Origin of the sequence: Bradyrhizobium sp. CB82, from assembly GCF_029714405.1 — a bacterium.
In the GTDB taxonomy this organism is placed as follows: Bacteria; Pseudomonadota; Alphaproteobacteria; order Rhizobiales; family Xanthobacteraceae; genus Bradyrhizobium.
The window spans coordinates 92,952-111,248 of record NZ_CP121650.1 but is presented as its reverse complement, the minus strand read 5'-3'; the positions used below and the strand labels follow the sequence as shown (position 1 = coordinate 111,248).

The window sequence follows — 18,297 nt, the reverse complement described above, 5'->3', positions numbered from 1 at the left end:
CTTCACAGAAGACGACATTGTGGGGCTTGCCGTTTTTCCATCGTCAGGTCAGGTTTCAGAATTCGGCCGGGTAAAGCCCGGTGAACCTGTAGGGACGCCCATGCAGCCGGTCACGCAATACGCCAAGAGCGGCGATGTGCATATTGCCTACCAGTCGTTCGGCGGTGGTCCGATCAATCTGGTTATGGTTCCGGGGTTTGTATCGAACGTAGAGAATTATTGGGAAGAGCCCGATCTCGCTCGCTTTCTGAATCGTTTGGGCACCTACGCCCGAGTGGTAACTTTCGACAAGCGCGGGACCGGCATGTCGGATCGGGGCGTGGAGCTTCCCGGCCTCGACCAACGTATGGACGATCTTCGAGCGGTCATGGATGCCGCCGGCATGGAGCAGGCGGCACTCCTTGGGATTTCTGAAGGCGCTCCGCTGTCCGTCTTATTTGCCGCAACCTACCCCGACCGTTGCCGCGCGCTGGTGCTCTATGGCAGCTTTTCACGGTTTTCCTACTGGTTTCCGACCAACGAAGCGCTCGAGTCGTTTTTCGGTTACGTTGAGCAGGCATGGGGCACAGGCGGCAGCGTACAGAAATTCGCGCCTTCTCGCGCGAATGACGCGGCTTTCCAACGCTGGTGGGGTCGCAACGAGCGGCTCGGTGCCAGCCCAGCCGCCGTGAAAGCTCTCATGAGCATGAACAGCCAGATCGAAATCAGCGATATTCTACCGGCGGTTCGGGTGCCAACCCTCGTGATCCACCGGACTGGGGATAAAACTGTCAGTGTAGAGGGTGGGCGCGACGTGGCGGCGCACATTCCCGGCGCCCGGCTTTTTGAGCTTTCGGGAAGCGACCACATTTTCTACGTCGGAGAAAACGCAGACGAAATTTCCGATGCCATCGAGGAATTCTTGACTGGTTCAAGGACATCGGTCCCGGTCGACCGCGTCCTCGCCACGGTTCTCTTCACCGATATCGTGGGTTCAACCGAGAAAGCCGCTGAGCTTGGCGATCAACGCTGGCGTGATCTTCTCGAGAATCATCACGCAACGATCCGGCGCAATCTCGCGCGCTTTCGAGGCCGAGAAGTGAAAACAACTGGAGACGGCTTTCTCGCGACCTTTGACGGTCCAGCCCGCGGCGTTCGCTGCGCCTCGGCCATTGCCGAGGAAATCAGGCCGCTCGGCATAGAGGTTCGTGCTGGGCTTCATACAGGCGAGTGCGAAATGATTGGTGATGATGTCGGCGGTATCGCTGTGCACATAGGAGCGCGGGTTGCGGCGCTTGCCGGTGCAAGCGAGGTTTTGGTGTCGAGCACGGTCAAGGATCTGGTGGCCGGTTCTGGGTTGCGCTTCAAGGACCGCGGCACCCGATCCCTCAAGGGTATCCCGGGGGAGTGGCGCATATTCGCAGCTGAACGTTAAGAGGTGCCTCCGAGCATTACTCCATCTCCACCTAATGGTCTGCAGTGGGTCCAGAATCGGAAAACTCTGATTGAGCAGAAAATCTCTGCTTAGACCCCAAAAGCTGACGTCTGCGCGTTTATGAGTACACGCCCTTCTGTAATGGGCCCGATGATGTCAAGCCTCCCGAGTGAACGTCACGCCGCCGAGCTCATGCTTCTGTCCGTGGTCAACGCTTGGCCGCCACATCATGCTGTCAGAGGGAGCGGTGAGCCTATCTAGATACGCGTGGTTCGTCGGGCGACGGCCACTGGGCGTGTAACGGCTTCGCCGCATCCACCGTCCCGGCGACGGGACTTCGGGCACTTCTGTAATGGGCCCGATGATGTCAAGCCTCCCGAGTGAACGTCACGCCGCCGAGCTCATGCTTCTGTCCGTGGTCAACGCTTGGCCGCCACATCATGCTGTCAGAGGGAGCGGTGAGCCTATCTAGATACGCGTGGTTCGTCGGGCGACGGCCACTGGGCGTGTAACGGCTTCGCCGCATCCACCGTCCCGGCGACGGGACTTCGGGCACTTCTGTAATGGGCCCGATGATGTCAAGCCTCCCGAGTGAACGTCACGCCGCCGAGCTCATGCTTCTGTCCGTGGTCAACGCTTGGCCGCCACATCATGCTGTCAGAGGGAGCGGTGAGCCTATCTAGATACGCGTGGTTCGTCGGGCGACGGCCACTGGGCGTGTAACGGCTTCGCCGCATCCACCGTCCCGGCGACGGGACTTCGGGCACTTCTGTAATGGGCCCGATGATGTCAAGCCTCCCGAGTGAACGTCACGCCGCCGAGCTCATGCTTCTGTCCGTGGTCAACGCTTGGCCGCCACATCATGCTGTCAGAGGGAGCGGTGAGCCTATCTAGATACGCGTGGTTCGTCGGGCGACGGCCACTGGGCGTGTAACGGCTTCGCCGCATCCACCGTCCCGGCGACGGGACTTCGGGCACTTCTGTAATGGGCCCGATGATGTCAAGCCTCCCGAGTGAACGTCACGCCGCCGAGCTCATGCTTCTGTCCGTGGTCAACGCTTGGCCGCCACATCATGCTGTCAGAGGGAGCGGTGAGCCTATCTAGATACGCGTGGTTCGTCGGGCGACGGCCACTGGGCGTGTAACGGCTTCGCCGCATCCACCGTCCCGGCGACGGGACTTCGGGCACTTCTGTAATGGGCCCGATGATGTCAAGCCTCCCGAGTGAACGTCACGCCGCCGAGCTCATGCTTCTGTCCGTGGTCAACGCTTGGCCGCCACATCATGCTGTCAGAGGGAGCGGTGAGCCTATCTAGATACGCGTGGTTCGTCGGGCGACGGCCACTGGGCGTGTAACGGCTTCGCCGCATCCACCGTCCCGGCGACGGGACTTCGGGCACTGGGCTTCTGTTCAGCCCGATTGCATTCCAGCTCTTCTCCTCGTGCTCTATGCTGCGATCGGGCCCGCGTCAGCCCAGCGGTAAGTTGTGCCGTCGACCCAGATCCGATGCAGGATCACTGCGAGCTTACGTGCCAAGGCGACTTTGGCGCGCTTCGAGCCTCGCCGCTTGGCGACGTCCATCCCCCAGCGCTTAAGTTTTGAGAACCGGGTGATGCGCGACAGCAGAACGTTGGCGGCCTCATACAACACCGTACGCACTATCTCGTCGCCGGCCAGCGTGATCCCGCCCGTGACGTCCTTTTCGCCCGATTGGTACTTCTTTGGCGTGAGCCCGAACAGCGCGCCTGCCGATTTTGACTTCGTGATGCGATTGGGGTCGTCAATCGCCGATTTGTAGGTAATAGCCACCAGAGGACCAACGCCTGGCACTGTCATTAGCCGGCGACAGACCGCATCGTCACGCACCGTTGCCAGCACAGCCTTGTGTAGCCTTCCGTACTCAGCCTTCAAGGCCGATCGCGCCGAAAGCATCGCTGCGGCAATGCGCTCCAATGTCGCCTGACCCGCAACCAACTCACGGATCCGCGCTTCGAAATTCTTCCGCGTCACCGGGCCAACCTTCAGCCCAAAGCCGCGCAAAATCCCGCGGATGCTCAATTCCACGTCGATCAGCCGCCCGAGAAGCTGTTTGCGTGCGATCAGAAGGGCCCGGATCTCTTGCGCATCGACCGACTTTGCGTGTACCGGCCGGAACCATCCCATCCGGATCAACTGGGCAATCCCGCGCGCATCCTTGCGATCCGTCTTGACCGTCATCGCAGATAATGCGGCCTTTACATGTCGCGTTTCCAGCAGAACCGTTTCGAAGCCTGCTCTTTTCAGCGCCGCATGCAGCCATTGCGACAGCGGCCCAGCCTCCAGCCCGATCCGCTTCACTGCAAAGCCAAGCGTCTCAAAAAATTCAACCAAGGCGTCGGGTTCGCTCGCGACCTTCGCCTCCTTCAGGATCTTACCCTGGGCATCCACAACGCACACGCTCGACAGTTCCAATGATACGTCGATTCCGGCATAGTTCTCCACGGCTGTCCTCCGTCTCCAGATGCTTGGGGCCGACTCAGGTCGTGACCCCGTTTCATCATCTATCGGGGGACAGCCACCATCATGACCCCTTGCTCGGAGCAGGGCCCATTACGGCATCTAGTGGGCCTTGGCCGGGACGACTCTGCGGAGTCCACTTGACCGCACATGTACGTGCGCCGCCCGTCTTGCACCTGCCCATATTGATGCAAGTCTGGATCGGACAGAGGGCCGCCGGGGGCGGGAATCCCCGGTGGTCTTTTTCTTTTCCAGATCAATTCATGCGGCCTTTGCAGGCCTAATCTCGATGCACTTCTCCTAGGCGTGAGCTGCCCTAGGCCAGCGCCGCTGTGCTCCTCCATGACCCCTTTTGGGAAAATTTGGATCGGCGGGACGCAAACAGACTCGCGCCAAGCGGGGAGTTGCAGGGGCAGACAGCGCCTGCTGTGGGGCCAAGTATCAGTGAGTCCTCGGAGATTCCCAACTAAAAAATCTGTGTGCGGAGTTGATGCGAACGGCTCGTGCCGTAGCTGCGCGGAATCATCGGGGGACCCTCGGTGTCCCGGGACAAGCCCGGCCATGACGAATCGACGGACGATTTATCTCAATGAAAACAAGCCCCCGACTCCTGTGCATGGGGTTGTTTTTCTCGTTTTTGATCGGCCGGCCGGCGGAACCGGTCAGGCCTCGATCCGCTTCCGCCCGTCGCCGCTGAACAGATGCAGCTTCTCGCGCACCGCGGCGACGCGGATCTTCTGGCCGATCACGGGCGCCTCGGCTCCGGGGATCCGGACAATGATTTCGCCGGGCGGCAGCTCGCCGGGGTTCGCTGCGACCTGCTGCTCCTCCTGCGCCCGCGAGCCGTAGACGAAGGTTTCGGCGCCGACGCGCTCGATCGCTTCCACGGTGAGCGCAAGCGCGACGCCACCGGCCGGCGTCTGGTCGGTGATGGCGAAGTCTTCCGGGCGGATGCCGAGGATGCCGGCCTCCGCCGCGCGGCCATTGCTGCCGAGCTGCGACTTGATCTCGTCCGGCCGCGTCGACATCAGATTCATCGGCGGCGCGCCGATGAAGGAGGCGACGAAAGTGGTGGCCGGCTTCTCGTAGATCGCAAGTGGATTGCCGATCTGCTCGACCTGGCCGCCGTTCATCACCACGAGGATGTCGGCCAGCGTCATCGCCTCGAGCTGGTCGTGGGTGACGTAGATCGATGTCGTGTTCAGCCGGCGCTGCAATTTGCGGATCTCGACGCGCATCGCGATGCGAAGCTTGGCATCAAGATTGGACAGCGGCTCGTCGAACAGGAACACCTTCGGCTGCCGCACGATGGCGCGGCCCATCGCGACGCGTTGACGCTGGCCACCGGAAAGCTGGCGCGGCTTGCGCTCGAGCATGGCGCCGAGCTCGAGCACTCGCGCGGCTTCCTCGACGCGGGTCTTGATCTCGGCTTCCGCCATGCCGCGGTTGCGCAGGCCGTAAGCCATGTTGTTGTAGACGCTCATATGCGGATAGAGCGCGTAGTTCTGGAACACCATCGCGATGTCGCGGTCGGCGGGCTCGACCTGGTTGACGACGCGGCCACCGATGTCGATCTCGCCACCGCTCACGGTCTCGAGCCCCGCGACCATGCGGAGCAGCGTCGACTTGCCGCAGCCGGAGGGACCGACCAGCACGCAGAACTGCCCGTCGCCGACATCGAAGTCGACGCCCTTGATGGCCTCGAAGCCGCCGGGATAGGTCTTGCGGACGTTGCGCAGCGTGACGTTAGCCATGAAAACTCACTTCTCCGTCTCGACCAGGCCGCGCACGAACAGTTTCTGCATCGCAAGCACGACGAATACCGGCGGCAGCATCGCGAGCACGGCGGTCGCCATCACGACCGGCCATTCGGTGAGCGCATCGCTGGTGGTGATCATCTTGCGGATGCCGACCTGGATGGTCTGCATGTCGTCGCGGGTGGTGATGAGCAGCGGCCAGAGATATTGATTCCAGCCGAGGATGAACAGGATCACGAACAGCGCCGCCATGTTGGTGCGCGACAGCGGCAGCAGCGTATCCCAGAAGAAACGCAGAGGTCCCGCGCCGTCGATGCGCGAGGCTTCCAGGAGCTCGTCCGGTACCGTCATGAAGAACTGGCGGAACAGCAGCGTCGCGGTAGCCGACGCGATCAGCGGCAGCGACAGGCCGGCATAGCTGTCGAGCATGTGAAGGTCGGCGACGATCTTGTAGGTCGGATAGATGCGCACTTCGACCGGCAGCATCAATGTGATGAAGATGATCCAGAAGATCGGCATCCGGAACGGAAAGCGGAAATAGACGATCCCATAGGCCGAGATGATCGAGATCGCGATCTTGCCGACCGCGATCAGCATCGCCATCACGAGCGAGTTGAGCATCATGTTGGCGACGGGCTCGCGGGTCGAGCCACTCGTGCCGACGAAGATGGTCTGGTAGTAGACTTCGAAGAAATGCCCGCCCGGCAGGAGCGACATCTGACCGTTGGCGATCAGCGCGTTGTCCTGGGTCGAGGCGACGATCGCGACATAGACGGGGAAGGCGACGATCGCGATCCCGATCCACAGGATGACATGGGCGACGTAGCGGCGGATGCCCTCCTGTTCGACCATCAGTAGGTCACCTTGCGTTCGACGAAGCGAAACTGGATTCCCGTCAGCACGATGACGATGACCATCAGGATGACCGATTGCGCCGCGGAGCCGCCGAGATTGCCGCCGAGCAGCCCGTCGGAATAGACCTTGTAGACCAGCGTTTCCGTCGCCTTGCCGGGACCGCCGCGGGTCATGGTGTCGATGATGCCGAAGGTGTCGAAGAAGGCATAGACGATGTTGATGACCAGGAGGAAGAAGATGGTCGGCGACAGCAGTGGGAAGGTCACGGTCCAGAACCGCCGCATCGGGCGGGCGCCGTCGATTGCGGCCGCCTCCATCACGCTCCTCGGGATGGCCTGGAGGCCGGCGAGGAAGAACAGGAAATTGTAGGAGACCTGCTTCCAGGCGGCGGCGAGGATGATCAGCGTTGCTGCCTGGTTGCTGTCGAGCAGCGGGTTCCAGTCGATGCCGGCGGCGCGCAGGTAACGAGAGATGACGCCCAGCGAGGGATGCAGCATGAAGATCCAGAGCACGCCGACGACGGGCGGGGCGACCGCATAGGGCCAGATCAGCAGCGTGCGATAGAGCGTGCCGCCGCGCATCGGCTTGTCCGCCATCACCGCGAGCAGCAGCGCTAGCGACAGCGACGAGACGGCGATGGCGAACGAGAAGAAGAAGGTCCGGACGATCGCCTCGAAATAGGCGGGCTCCTTGAACAGCTCGACGTAGTTCTCGAACCAGACGAAACTCGTCGAGAGGCCGAAGGCGTCCTGGAGCAGGAAGGACTGGATCACCGCCTGCAGGGCAGGCCAGTAGAAAAAGATCAGGACGATCGCGAGCTGTGGCGCGACCAGCGCGAACGGCAATAGCCTGGATTGGAAAATGGCTTGCTTTTGCATGGTGTCAGCAGAAGCGGCAGGCCGGTGCACGGCCTGCCGCTCATTGCCTCACTTCACGGCGGTCTTTTCGAACTGCCGGAGCATCGCGTTGCCGCGTTCGACGGCGGCATCGAGCGCCTGCTTGGCGGTCTTCTTGCCGGCGAGCGCCTGCTCGATCTCTTCCGACCAGACGTCTCGGAGCTGCACCATGTTGCCGAGCCGCAGGCCGCGCGAATTGTCGGTCGGCTCCTTGTTGGTCAGCTCGAGCAGCGGCGTTTCGAGATAAGGCTGGTCCTTGTAGAAGCCCTCCGCCTTCGCCTTCTCATAGGCCGCCTTGGTAATCGGCAGATAGCCGGAGGCCTTGTGGATCCAGACCTGGCGGTCGGTGTCCGAGAGGAAGGTCAGGAACTTCGCTACGCCCTTGTACTCGTCAGCCGATTTGCCGCCCATGATCCACAGCGAGGCGCCGCCGATGATCGAGTTCTGCGGCGCGCCCTGGACATCCGGATAGTAGGGCATCGGGGCGGCGCCGAACTTGAACTTGGCCTGCGCCTTGATGTTGGCGAACAACGATGAGGAGCTCAAGAAGATCGGACACTCGCCGGAGGTGAAGCGACCTTCGCCGGTGTTGGTGCGGCCGGCATAGTCGTAGGTCTTGTCCTTCTGCAGCTCGACGAGATTCTCGAGATGCTTGACCTGCACCGGGCCGTTGAACTGAAGAACCGTGTCAAAACCATCGAGGCCATTGGCCTTGGTCGAGAGCGGCACGTTATGCCACGCAGAGAGCTGCTCCAGGTTGACCCAGGTGACCCAGGCGTTGGAGAAGCCGCAGGTGGCGTGGCCGGCGGCCTTCAGCTTCTTGGCGGCCTCGAACACGTCCGGCCAGGTCTTCGGGATCTCGACACTGGCCTTCTTGAGCTCGTCGAGATTGATCCACATGACCGTGGATGACGAATTGAAGGGGAAGGACAACATTTCGCCCTTCGAGGTCGAGTAGTAGCCGGTGATCGCGGGCAGATAGGCCTTGGGATCGAACTTCTCGCCGGTCTCAGCCATCAGCTTGTAGACCGGTTTGACGGCGCCGGTCGCGGCCATCATCGTCGCGGTGCCGACCTCGAACACCTGCATGATGTGCGGTGCGTTGCCGGCGCGGAAGGCCGCGATGCCAGCGTTCATGGTGTCGGGATAGCTGCCCTTGTAGGTCGGAATGACCTTGTAGTCGCTCTGCGACGCATTGAAGTCGTTGGCGAGCTTGACGATGACGTCGTTGTTCGCGCCGGTCATCGCGTGCCACCATTGAATCTCGGTCACGGCCTGCGCCGGCGAGGCGGCAAGGCCGAACGTGGCGGCAACGGCGGCAGCGGCCGCAAATTGTCGAAGAGCCATCAAGAAACCTCCCTTGGGCCGTCATCAAAGAGCGCTTGCGCTAGCAGCGCCATGTGACGTTCACGTGACTGTGTAAGCGGCCGAAACGAAAGCGGCAAGCGCCGCAAAAGGGAAGCCGTCAAATAGGCGAAGACGCCCTGTGCAAGGCACCTCGTTCGCGGCGCACTATCGTGCCCGCGCCGCAGTGCGGCATCGGCTGCTGGATGCGAGGTGCTTCAGCGCTTGCGCTCGGGACCGCAGACCACGCCGTCCTCGACCATCGCGTCGATCTCGGCGCTGGAATATCCGAACTCGCCGAGCACTTCAGTGGCGTGCTGGCTGAATTTCGGCGGCAGGCGGCGCAGGCTCGGCTTGCTGCGATCGAGCCGGATCGGCGAGGCGACGCCCTTGTACCAGTCCTTTTCGATAATATCGCCGCGGTAGATCGTGTGCGGATTGTTCAACGCCTGGTCGATCTTCTGCACCGGACCTGCCGGCAGACCTGCGGCGAGCAGGCGGTCGCACAGCGGTTCGGCCTCGTGCTGGCTGAATACCGCGGCAAGCTCGGCGCGCAGTGCCTCGCGATTGGCGATGCGGTCCTTGTTGCGGGCAAAGCGCGGGTCGGTGCCGAGCTCGGGCTTGCCGATCTCCCTGGCCAGCTTGCGGAACGTGCCATCATTGCCGACGCCGATGAAGATGTCGTCCGTCCTGGTCGGGAAGATCGCGTAGGGCACGAGATTGGGATGCTCGTTGCCGGTCAGGCCGGGGGGCTTGCCGTGCATGAAGTAGTTCGCGGTGTGCGGATGCATGATCGCAAGGCCGGTCTCGTAGAGCGTGGTCTCGAGGAATTGCCCCTGGCCCGAACGCTGCCGCTCCGACAGCGCCATCAGGATGCCGATCGCGGCATAGAGCCCGGTGGTGATGTCGACCAGCGGCACACCAATCCGCATCGGCCCACTCTCGCGCGAACCCGTCGCCGCGATCATGCCGGTCATCGCCTGGATGATGGCGTCATAGCCGGGATTGCCGCCGCGCGGGCCGTCGGCGCCGAAGCCGCAGATCCGGCAATGCACGAGGCGCGGGAATTTTTCGCGCAGCACCTCGTTGCCGATGCCCCATTTCTCCAGCGTGCCGGGCTTGAAATTCTCGATCAGGACGTCGGCCGTCTCCAGCATCTTGAGCAGCACGACGCGGCCGCCCTCGGCGGCGAGGTCGAGGCCGATCGAGCGCTTGTTGCGGTTGATGCCGACGAAGTAGGCCGCGTCCTCCTCGTGGAAGGGAGGTCCCCATTCGCGCACCTCATCCCCCGCGGGCGGCTCGACCTTGATCACGTCGGCGCCGTGGTCGGCGAGGATCTGCGTGCAATAGGGGCCGCCGAGCACGCGCGTGAGATCGATGACGCGCAATCCGCTCATTGCGCCGGGTGCAGCTTCGGAAGTCATGACGGCAACCTTCGTTTCGGCTCGTTGATCTCTTCGATCACAGGCCTAGCGAGGTTCGCGCGGGCCGGCAATGGCTCCCGGCGTGGGGCTGCATGCGCAGCCGCTGCCAATCCCGCGACGTGGCATATCGGGCGACGAGCGGCTGGCTCGAGGGGGATCTCGGGCCAGCCAGCCCACCGCTGGCGTCACGCAACCTTCAAGCGGACGTCGACGTTGCCACGGGTCGCGTTGGAGTACGGGCAAACCTGATGGGCCTTCTCGACCAGTGCCTCGGCCTCCGCGCGGGCAATGCCGGGCAGCGAAACCAGGAGCTCGACGTCGAGGCCGAAGCCGCCTTCCGAGCGCGGGCCGATGCCGACCGTCGAGGTCACCGAGGTATCGGCGGGAACCTTCGGGCCGCCCTGGGAGGCCACGAACTTCATGGCGCCGATGAAACAGGCGGCATAGCCGGCCGCAAACAGCTGCTCGGGATTGTTGCCCGCACCGCCTCCGCCGCCGAGCTCCTTCGGAGTCGTGAGCTTCACGTCCAGTGCGCCGTCGAGGGTCGCAGCGTGGCCGTCGCGGCCGCCGGTGGCCTTGGCGCTGGTCTTGTAGAGGACATTCACGGGCATCTTGAGTCTCCTGGTTTCCGGTTGGGGGCGCGCCGTGTATTGCAGACAATTAGATTGCGCGCAATATAAATCGCGGAGCCTCACGTTTAATTGTCCGCAATTGAATATGCGGCCGCTCCGCCCCAGAATGTCGAAGCGAATCTCGTGAGGTTTTTCCATGGCCCGGAAACAACTGGCCGCCGACCAGCCGCTGCGGCTCGATAACCAGATCTGCTTTGCGGTCTATTCCGCCGCGCACGCCTTCAACCGCGTCTACAAGCCGCTGCTGGAGCGGCTCGGCCTGACCTATCCGCAATATCTGGTGATGCTGGTGTTGTGGGAGCGCGACGGCGTGCCCCTCAAGGATATCGGCGAGAGGCTGTTTCTGGACTCTGGGACACTCACGCCGCTGCTCAAGCGCCTGGAGGCAGCGCAGCTCGTCAAGCGCACGCGCTCGACCGAGGACGAGCGCCAAGTGCTGATCGCGCTGACGCCGCAGGGCCTGGCGTTGAAGGACAAGGCGCGCAGCGTGCCACAGTCGATCCTCGCCGCGTCCGACTGCACGGTGCCGGAGCTGGTCGCGATGAAAAACGAGATCGTCGCACTGCGCGACAGGCTGAATGCGGTGATCGGGGGGTAGGGGGACTAGCAGAGCCGCTTTTTCGAAAAGGCGCGGCCTGAGTGCGACTTCAGATATTTCTCGAACGCCAAGGCTTTCAGTTCGTCAGGGAAAGCGCAATACCAGACCAGCTTCCAGGGCTTGAACTTGGCTGTATGAGCGGATTTGCCGGCGTTGTGTTCCGGGACTCGTCGCTTCAAGTCTTCCGTGGCGCCGATGTATTCCTGATCGGGGAACTCGATACTGCGGATGATGTAGACGTACCACATTGACGTCCCGTGTCTGGGCAGTCGGGTAGGAAGTAGAAGGGGATAGAACGTGTGGCAGTCCGTCTTCGCCCTATGGGCTTCGCCGGACACCACGCATCACCCTTCGGGCTCAGCGCGGCTGCGCCACGCGTAGCCCGAAGGGCGAAGCGTGGTGGAGCCAGGCGGGATCGAACCGCCGACCTCTTGCATGCCATGCAAGCGCTCTCCCAGCTGAGCTATGGCCCCTTAACCATCCGGCGCGTCTTGGGCGGCGCGTCGGGAAAGACCCAGAACCACAGTTCTGGAATTATCTCAAGTCTCTTCATCACCTCCGACATCACCAATGATGTCGGTCACGTCCTCATCGCCCTCTTCGTCGTCGGCGATGAAGGTCGAATCATCGTCATCGTCGTCTTCGAGGGTCTCGTCGACTTCGATGTCGTCCTCCGATTCCGGCACGGCGGCCTTGACCTTGCCGGTGTTCTCCTCGGCATCGGCCTCCTCGAGCGAGACCATCTCTTCGGCCTCGGCCGGCTCCGGCGTGGTGTCCTGGGCCATGCTGCGCGCTTCGGCGCCGCGGCTCGGGCGCACCGGCGCCACCGGTGCAATCGGCACCACCTCGCCAGTGTAGGGCGAGATCACCGGATTCTTGTTGAGGTCATAGAACTTCTTGCCCGTGGTCGGGCAAATGCGTTTGGTTCCGAGTTCGGACTTGGCCACGGCAGGAATCCTGGGAATGTCTGAAAAGCGGTGCTTCACTTGGCTAGTTGGCGGCCCGCTGTCAATAGCGCATTACGGAAGAAAGACATGCCCGTGACGGCGGGCTGACCATGTGTTACGTGCGGCCGCGAGCCCCCAAGGACACTCAAAGGCCATCCGAGGGCATTCAAGGACACAATCTTGACCCATTCCGACCAACCGAGGCCGCTCCAGTCGCGCGCCAGCGGCGCCCTGACCGGGAAAGTACGGGTGCCCGGGGATAAATCGATTTCCCACCGCTCGCTCATCCTGGGAGCGCTGTCGGTCGGCGAGACCCGGATCACCGGCCTCCTGGAGGGCGAGGACGTCCTCAATACCGCAAAGTCCATGCAGGCGCTCGGCGCCACGGTCGAGCGGACCGGGGATTTTACCTGGCGCGCGCGCGGGGTCGGGGTGGCCGGCTTTGCGCAGCCCAAGGCGCCCCTGGATTTCGGGAACTCCGGGACCGGCTGCCGGCTGGTGATGGGAGCGGTCGCAGGCTGCCCGATCTCGGCGGTGTTCGACGGCGACGCCTCGCTGCGCAGCCGCCCCATGCGCCGCGTGCTCGACCCCTTGGAGAAAATGGGGGCCAGGGTGATCGCCGGCGGCGAGGGCGGCCGTCTTCCGCTGACGCTCCAGGGCGCGCGCGATCCCCTGCCGATCACCTATAAGACCCCGGTGGCCTCCGCCCAGATCAAGTCGGCGGTGCTGCTGGCGGGCCTGGCTGCGCCGGGAACGACGACCGTCATCGAGAGCGAGGCGAGCCGCGACCACACCGAGCTGATGCTCAAGCACTTTGGCGCCGATATCATGTCGGTGACGGAGGGCCAGCATGGCCGCCGCATCACACTGGTCGGCCAGCCCGAGCTCCACGGCGCCGATGTCGTGGTACCCGCCGATCCTTCGTCGGCCGCCTTTCCGGTCGTTGCCGCGCTGATCGCCGAAGGCTCCGACGTCGTGCTGTCCGACGTCATGACCAATCCGCTGCGCACCGGGCTCTTCACGACGCTTCGCGAAATGGGCGGCGCGATCGAGGAGAGCGAAGTTCGCAGCGATGCCGGCGAGCCGATGGCGAGCTTGCGCGTGCGCGCCTCGAAACTGCGCGGCGTCGAAGTGCCGCCGGAACGCGCGCCGTCGATGATCGACGAATATCTGGTGCTCGCGGTGGCGGCGTCCTTCGCCGAAGGCACGACCATCATGCGCGGTCTGCACGAGCTGCGCGTCAAGGAATCCGATCGGCTGGCGGCGACCGCGGACATGCTGCGCGTCAACGGCGTCAAGGTCGAGATCTCCGGCGACGATCTGATCGTCGAGGGCAGAGGACATGTGCCGGGCGGCGGTCTCGTCGCTACCCATATGGATCATCGGATCGCGATGTCGGCGCTGGTGATGGGCTGCGCGTCCGATCAGCCAGTGAAGGTCGACGACACCGCCTTCATCGCCACCAGCTTTCCCGACTTCATTCCGATGATGCGTTCGCTGGGGGCCGATTTCTCATGATCATCGCCATCGACGGTCCTGCGGCTTCCGGCAAGGGCACGCTCGGCAAACGCCTCGCGCATCACTACGGCTACCGTCACCTCGATACCGGCGTGATCTACCGTGCGGTCGCCCATGCGCTGATGCAGGCGGGCGCCGACCTGCGCGACGAGGCCGCGGCCGTTGCGGCGGCCTTGGAGCTTGATCCCGAAAAATTCGGCAATCCCATCCTGAAGACCCAGCAGGTCGGTGACGCCGCCTCCGTGGTTTCCGCAATTCCGAGGGTCCGCGAGGTCCTGGTCAATTTCCAGCGGCAATTCGCCGCCGACCCGCCCGGCGCGGTGCTCGACGGCCGCGACATTGGAACCGTGATCTGCCCCGACGCCGACGTGAAGATCTTCGTTGTCGCGGACCCCAAGGTCCGCGCCCGCCGCCGCACCATGGAGGCCAGGGCAAGGGGCGAGGAGGCGGACGAAGCCGCCGTGTTGGCCGACATCATCGCGCGCGACGAACGCGACCAGAACCGGCCGATCGCGCCCCTGAAACCGGCCCCGGATGCTTACTTGCTAGATAACTCCCAACTGGATATAGAAGGCGGCGTCCGGGCCGCCATCGACATTATCGAGGCCGTCCGAGCGGGCCGTCCGCGGGCCTAAGCCGCGGTCGTCATTGGAGGAAGAGCCCGCTCCCGTTCTTGAAGGTCGATAGTCCGATCCCCGTTTCGGGACCGGCGACGATTTGAGGCTCCGGAAACAATTCAACGTATCGAACGCGCGGGCTCTCGCCGGCCCGCTCTTGCTGTTATCGGTGAAAACCTGCGGCAACGAGCGGTCGCTCGAAGGTTTTGCGGACCTTCCGACACTGCGCGCGCGATACGCCCACAAACCCAACGGCCGGCAAGACATCCGCAACTGGAGAACAAATGGCTTCGACTTCCGCTAATACCTACAGCCCCTCGCGCGACGATTTCGCCGCGATGCTCGACGAGTCCTTCGCAGGCGGCAACCTGCAGGAAAGCTCCGTCGTCAAGGGCAAGGTTGTTGCAATTGAAAAGGACATGGCCGTCATCGATGTCGGCCTGAAGACCGAGGGCCGCGTTGCGCTGCGCGAATTTTCCGGCCCCGGCCGTGAGAGCGACCTCAAGGTCGGCGACGAGGTGGAAGTGTTCCTCGATCGCATCGAAAACGCCCTCGGCGAGGCCGTGCTGTCGCGCGACAAGGCGCGCCGCGAAGAGAGCTGGGGCAAGCTCGAGAAGGCGTTCCAGAACAACGAAAAGGTCAACGGCGTCATCTTCAACCAGGTCAAGGGCGGCTTCACCGTCGACCTCGACGGCGCCGTGGCCTTCCTGCCGCGCTCGCAGGTCGATATCCGTCCGATCCGCGACGTTGCGCCGCTGATGAACAACTCGCAGCCGTTCCAGATCCTCAAGATGGATCGCCGCCGCGGCAACATCGTCGTCTCCCGCCGCACTGTGCTGGAAGAGACCCGCGCCGAGCAGCGTCAGGAACTGGTGCAGAACCTCGAAGAGGGTCAGGTCATCGACGGCGTTGTCAAGAACATCACCGATTACGGTGCGTTCGTTGATCTCGGCGGCATCGACGGCCTCCTGCACGTCACCGACATCGCGTGGCGCCGCGTCAACCACCCGACCGAGGTGCTCTCGATCGGCCAGACCGTGAAGGTCAAGATCATCAAGATCAACCACGAGACGCATCGCATCTCGCTGGGCATGAAGCAGCTGCTGGATGATCCGTGGCAGGGCATCGAAGCCAAGTACCCGCTGGGTGCCCGCTTTACCGGCCGCGTCACCAACATCACCGACTACGGCGCGTTCGTCGAGCTCGAGCCTGGCATCGAAGGCCTGATCCACGTCTCCGAGATGTCGTGGACCAAGAAGAACATGCACCCCGGCAAGATCGTCTCGACCTCGCAGGAAGTCGAAGTGCAGGTGCTGGAAGTCGATTCCGTCAAGCGCCGCATCTCGCTCGGCCTCAAGCAGACCATGCGCAACCCGTGGGAGGTCTTCGTCGAGAAGCATCCGACCGGTTCGGTGGTCGAGGGCGAGGTCAAGAACAAGACCGAGTTCGGTCTGTTCCTGGGTCTCGAGGGCGACGTCGACGGCATGGTCCACCTCTCCGACCTCGACTGGAAGCTTCCGGGCGAGCAGGTGATCGACAACTACAAGAAGGGCGACGTGGTGAAGGCCGTCGTGCTCGATGTGGACGTCGAGAAGGAGCGCATCTCGCTTGGTATCAAGCAGCTCGAAGGCGACCCCTTCGCCGAGCCGGGCGATGTCAAGAAGGGCGCGGTCGTGACCTGCGAAGTGCTCGAAGTGAAGGAAGCCGGTATCGAGGTGAAGATCGCCGGTACCGATTTCACCACCTTCATCAAGCGCTCGGAGCTTGCCCGTGACCGCAACGACCAGCGCGCCGAACGCTTCGCCGTCGGCGAGAAGGTCGATGCCCGCGTCATCCAGTTCGACAAGAAGGCCCGCAAGGTTCAGGTGTCGATCAAGGCGCTGGAAGTCGCCGAGGAGAAGGAAGCCATCGCGCAGTACGGCTCCTCCGATTCGGGGGCGACGCTGGGCGACATTCTCGGCACCGCGCTCAAGAACCGCGGCGAGAACAAGTAAGCCAACGGCTTGTTTCGCAAGCATCAAAGCCCCGGCATTTCGCCGGGGCTTTTTGTTGCCGCAAACTCAATCGTCGTCCCGGGACCCGTACCCACAAGGAGTAGTTGTGGAGCCGGCAACTCCTGGTCTCCGCCAAACTCAATCCCGTGGTTATGGCTCCCGGATCAGCGCGCCGCTTCGCTGCGCCTGTCCGGGACGACGAACGAGCGTGCGGCAAGATCTGAGGCCTCCACCGGTCCAGGCCTTCAATTCTTCAAATTGCGTCGCAATTGATGTATTCAGACAAGCCGATGGTCACGCTGTGACGGCAAAAGGCGTGAGCCCACATTTGGAGATTTTTCGATGTCGCTCGATTCGGACATCATCGTCGATCGCCGCCGGATCCGCCGCAAGCTGACCTTCTGGCGCGTCGCTGCCGCGCTGATCGCGATCGCGGCGATAGCAGGCTTTGCGCTGGTCGCGACGCCGGGCGCGCGCGGCACGTTCGCGTCTGCCGGCTCGATCGCGCGCGTCCAGATCGATGGGCTGATCCGCAGCGACGCCGATCGCACCCAGGCGCTCGAGCGGCTGGAGAATTCGCGCGCGGCCGCCGTCATCGTTCACATCAATTCGCCGGGCGGTACCACAGCGGGCTCCGAGCAGCTCTATGATTCCCTGACGCGGCTGAAGGCGAAGAAGCCGCTCGTCGTGGTCGTCGAGGGGCTTGCCGCTTCCGGCGGCTACATCACCGCGATCGCGGCTGACCACATCATCGCCCAGCAAAGCTCGCTGGTCGGCTCGATCGGCGTATTGTTCCAATATCCGAACGTCGCCGACCTCCTGAAGACCATCGGCGTGAAGGTCGAGGAGGTAAAATCCTCGCCGTTGAAGGCGGCGCCGAACGGCTTCGAGCCCACCAGCCCCGAAGCGCGCGCCGCACTCGATGCGCTGGTGAAGGACTCCTACGCCTGGTTCAAGGGACTGGTGAAGGAGCGCCGCGGCATGGATGATGCGCAACTCGACAAAGTTGCCGATGGCCGCGTTTTCACCGGTCGGCAGGCGGTCGAGCTGAAGCTGATCGATCAGCTCGGCGACGAGAAAGCCGCGGTGACCTGGCTCGTCGAGCAGAAGGGCGTCAAGAAAGATCTGCCGGTCCGCGACTACAAGCTCCAGCCTCGCTTCGGCGATCTGCCATTTCTCAAGACGGCGGCCTCCGTCACGCTCGAAGCCATCGGTTTGAGCTCGCTGGCGCATCAGATCGAGCGCAGCGGCATCACGCAGGCGGTCGATCGGTTCGGTTTGGACGGAATGCTCGCGCTATGGCAGCCCGCCGCGTCAAATTGACGGGAACCGGGCGAGCCCTGGAGAGTTTTCCCGTTCGGCGCGTATTGTGACAGGCCCCCTTTCGGGCCTTTGTCACGTACTTTAGCTCCTCCCAAACTTGATTTAGCGTCTTGACAGTTCAAGGCATTTTCACGGAAATGGTCATCCGCACGCTTCCGGGTCCTATCTCTCGATGATCAAATCCGAACTTGTTCAGCGTATCGCCGAGCACAACCCGCATCTGTACCAGCGGGATGTCGAGAACATTGTGAATGCGATCCTCGAGGAGATCGTCGCAGCGCTGGCGCGCGGCGATCGGGTCGAGCTGCGCGGTTTCGGGGCTTTCTCGGTGAAGCATCGCCCCGCGCGCGCAGGGCGCAATCCACGCACCGGCGCCCATGTGCCCGTCGACCAGAAGAGCGTCCCGTTCTTCAAAACGGGCAAGGAAATGCGCGAACGGCTGAACCGCGACCATCCGGACCCTGGCGCACCGGACTAGGCC

General features: G+C 63.1%; 16 protein-coding genes and 1 tRNA gene. 7 read left to right on the top strand and 10 right to left on the bottom strand.

Annotation, left to right across the window (positions count from 1 at the left end):
- The first annotated feature begins 100 nt into the window (after positions 1–100).
- The gene (locus QA640_RS00485; protein WP_283038852.1) at positions 101–1,414 is read left to right on the top strand and encodes an adenylate/guanylate cyclase domain-containing protein; all 1,314 of its coding nucleotides are present in this window, start codon (positions 101–103) and stop codon (positions 1,412–1,414) included.
- A 1,447-nt stretch (positions 1,415–2,861) separates the two neighbouring features.
- Here QA640_RS00485 and QA640_RS00480 read toward each other — a convergent pair.
- The 7 genes from QA640_RS00480 to QA640_RS00450 all read right to left on the bottom strand — a co-directional run bounded on the left by QA640_RS00480 (position 2,862) and on the right by QA640_RS00450 (position 10,798).
- Entirely contained in the window at positions 2,862–3,896 is a 1,035-nt protein-coding gene (locus QA640_RS00480) for an IS110 family transposase (RefSeq protein ID WP_283035464.1), read from the bottom strand.
- 677 nt (positions 3,897–4,573) lie between these two features.
- Positions 4,574–5,665, bottom strand: a complete 1,092-nt coding sequence (locus QA640_RS00475) for a sn-glycerol-3-phosphate import ATP-binding protein UgpC (RefSeq protein WP_283038851.1) — start codon at positions 5,663–5,665, stop codon at positions 4,574–4,576.
- Positions 5,666–5,671: 6 nt separating this feature from the next.
- Complete coding sequence (ugpE, locus tag QA640_RS00470; RefSeq protein ID WP_283038850.1) at positions 5,672–6,520, bottom strand: sn-glycerol-3-phosphate ABC transporter permease UgpE; 849 nt, start codon at positions 6,518–6,520, stop codon at positions 5,672–5,674.
- Complete coding sequence (ugpA, locus tag QA640_RS00465; protein WP_283038849.1) at positions 6,520–7,401, bottom strand: sn-glycerol-3-phosphate ABC transporter permease UgpA; 882 nt, start codon at positions 7,399–7,401, stop codon at positions 6,520–6,522. The genes ugpE and ugpA overlap by 1 nt, the downstream gene beginning before the upstream one ends.
- 48 nt (positions 7,402–7,449) lie before the next feature.
- Complete coding sequence (ugpB, locus tag QA640_RS00460) at positions 7,450–8,766, bottom strand: sn-glycerol-3-phosphate ABC transporter substrate-binding protein UgpB (protein ID WP_283038848.1); 1,317 nt, start codon at positions 8,764–8,766, stop codon at positions 7,450–7,452.
- Positions 8,767–8,981: 215 nt separating this feature from the next.
- Complete coding sequence (locus tag QA640_RS00455) at positions 8,982–10,187, bottom strand: CaiB/BaiF CoA-transferase family protein (RefSeq protein WP_283038847.1); 1,206 nt, start codon at positions 10,185–10,187, stop codon at positions 8,982–8,984.
- A gap of 185 nt (positions 10,188–10,372) precedes the next feature.
- Complete coding sequence (locus QA640_RS00450) at positions 10,373–10,798, bottom strand: organic hydroperoxide resistance protein (protein ID WP_283038846.1); 426 nt, start codon at positions 10,796–10,798, stop codon at positions 10,373–10,375.
- A 157-nt stretch (positions 10,799–10,955) separates the two neighbouring features.
- Between QA640_RS00450 and QA640_RS00445 the strand changes: the two genes are divergently transcribed.
- Entirely contained in the window at positions 10,956–11,417 is a 462-nt protein-coding gene (locus QA640_RS00445; RefSeq protein ID WP_283038845.1) for a MarR family transcriptional regulator, read from the top strand.
- Positions 11,418–11,422: 5 nt separating this feature from the next.
- On the opposite strand, the gene QA640_RS00440 is transcribed toward QA640_RS00445, so the two are convergent.
- The 3 genes from QA640_RS00440 to QA640_RS00430 all read right to left on the bottom strand — a co-directional run bounded on the left by QA640_RS00440 (position 11,423) and on the right by QA640_RS00430 (position 12,364).
- Positions 11,423–11,665 carry a GIY-YIG nuclease family protein gene (locus tag QA640_RS00440; protein ID WP_283038844.1) on the bottom strand — a complete coding sequence of 81 codons (243 nt, stop codon included), beginning with the start codon at positions 11,663–11,665 and terminating at the stop codon, positions 11,423–11,425.
- A 149-nt stretch (positions 11,666–11,814) separates the two neighbouring features.
- Positions 11,815–11,890 (bottom strand) — tRNA-Ala (locus QA640_RS00435).
- Between the two features lie 66 nt (positions 11,891–11,956).
- Positions 11,957–12,364, bottom strand: coding sequence for a TIGR02300 family protein (locus QA640_RS00430; protein WP_283038843.1), 408 nt, complete (start codon positions 12,362–12,364; stop codon positions 11,957–11,959).
- A gap of 180 nt (positions 12,365–12,544) precedes the next feature.
- Here QA640_RS00430 and aroA point away from each other — a divergent pair, with 180 nt between their 5' ends.
- From aroA to QA640_RS00405, 5 genes are all read left to right on the top strand, one after another.
- Positions 12,545–13,882: a 3-phosphoshikimate 1-carboxyvinyltransferase gene (aroA, locus tag QA640_RS00425; protein ID WP_283038842.1), complete on the top strand. Its 1,338-nt coding sequence runs from the start codon at positions 12,545–12,547 to the stop codon at positions 13,880–13,882.
- On the top strand, positions 13,879–14,517 hold the full coding sequence (gene cmk, locus QA640_RS00420; protein ID WP_283038841.1) for a (d)CMP kinase: 639 nt from the start codon (positions 13,879–13,881) through the stop codon (positions 14,515–14,517). The genes aroA and cmk overlap by 4 nt, the downstream gene beginning before the upstream one ends.
- Before the next feature lie 266 nt (positions 14,518–14,783).
- Entirely contained in the window at positions 14,784–16,493 is a 1,710-nt protein-coding gene (rpsA, locus tag QA640_RS00415; RefSeq protein ID WP_254101372.1) for a 30S ribosomal protein S1, read from the top strand.
- 342 nt (positions 16,494–16,835) lie between these two features.
- Positions 16,836–17,816, top strand: coding sequence for a signal peptide peptidase SppA (gene sppA / locus QA640_RS00410; protein WP_283038840.1), 981 nt, complete (start codon positions 16,836–16,838; stop codon positions 17,814–17,816).
- A 172-nt stretch (positions 17,817–17,988) separates the two neighbouring features.
- Positions 17,989–18,294: an integration host factor subunit beta gene (locus tag QA640_RS00405; protein ID WP_007598410.1), complete on the top strand. Its 306-nt coding sequence runs from the start codon at positions 17,989–17,991 to the stop codon at positions 18,292–18,294.
- Positions 18,295–18,297 lie beyond the last annotated feature (3 nt).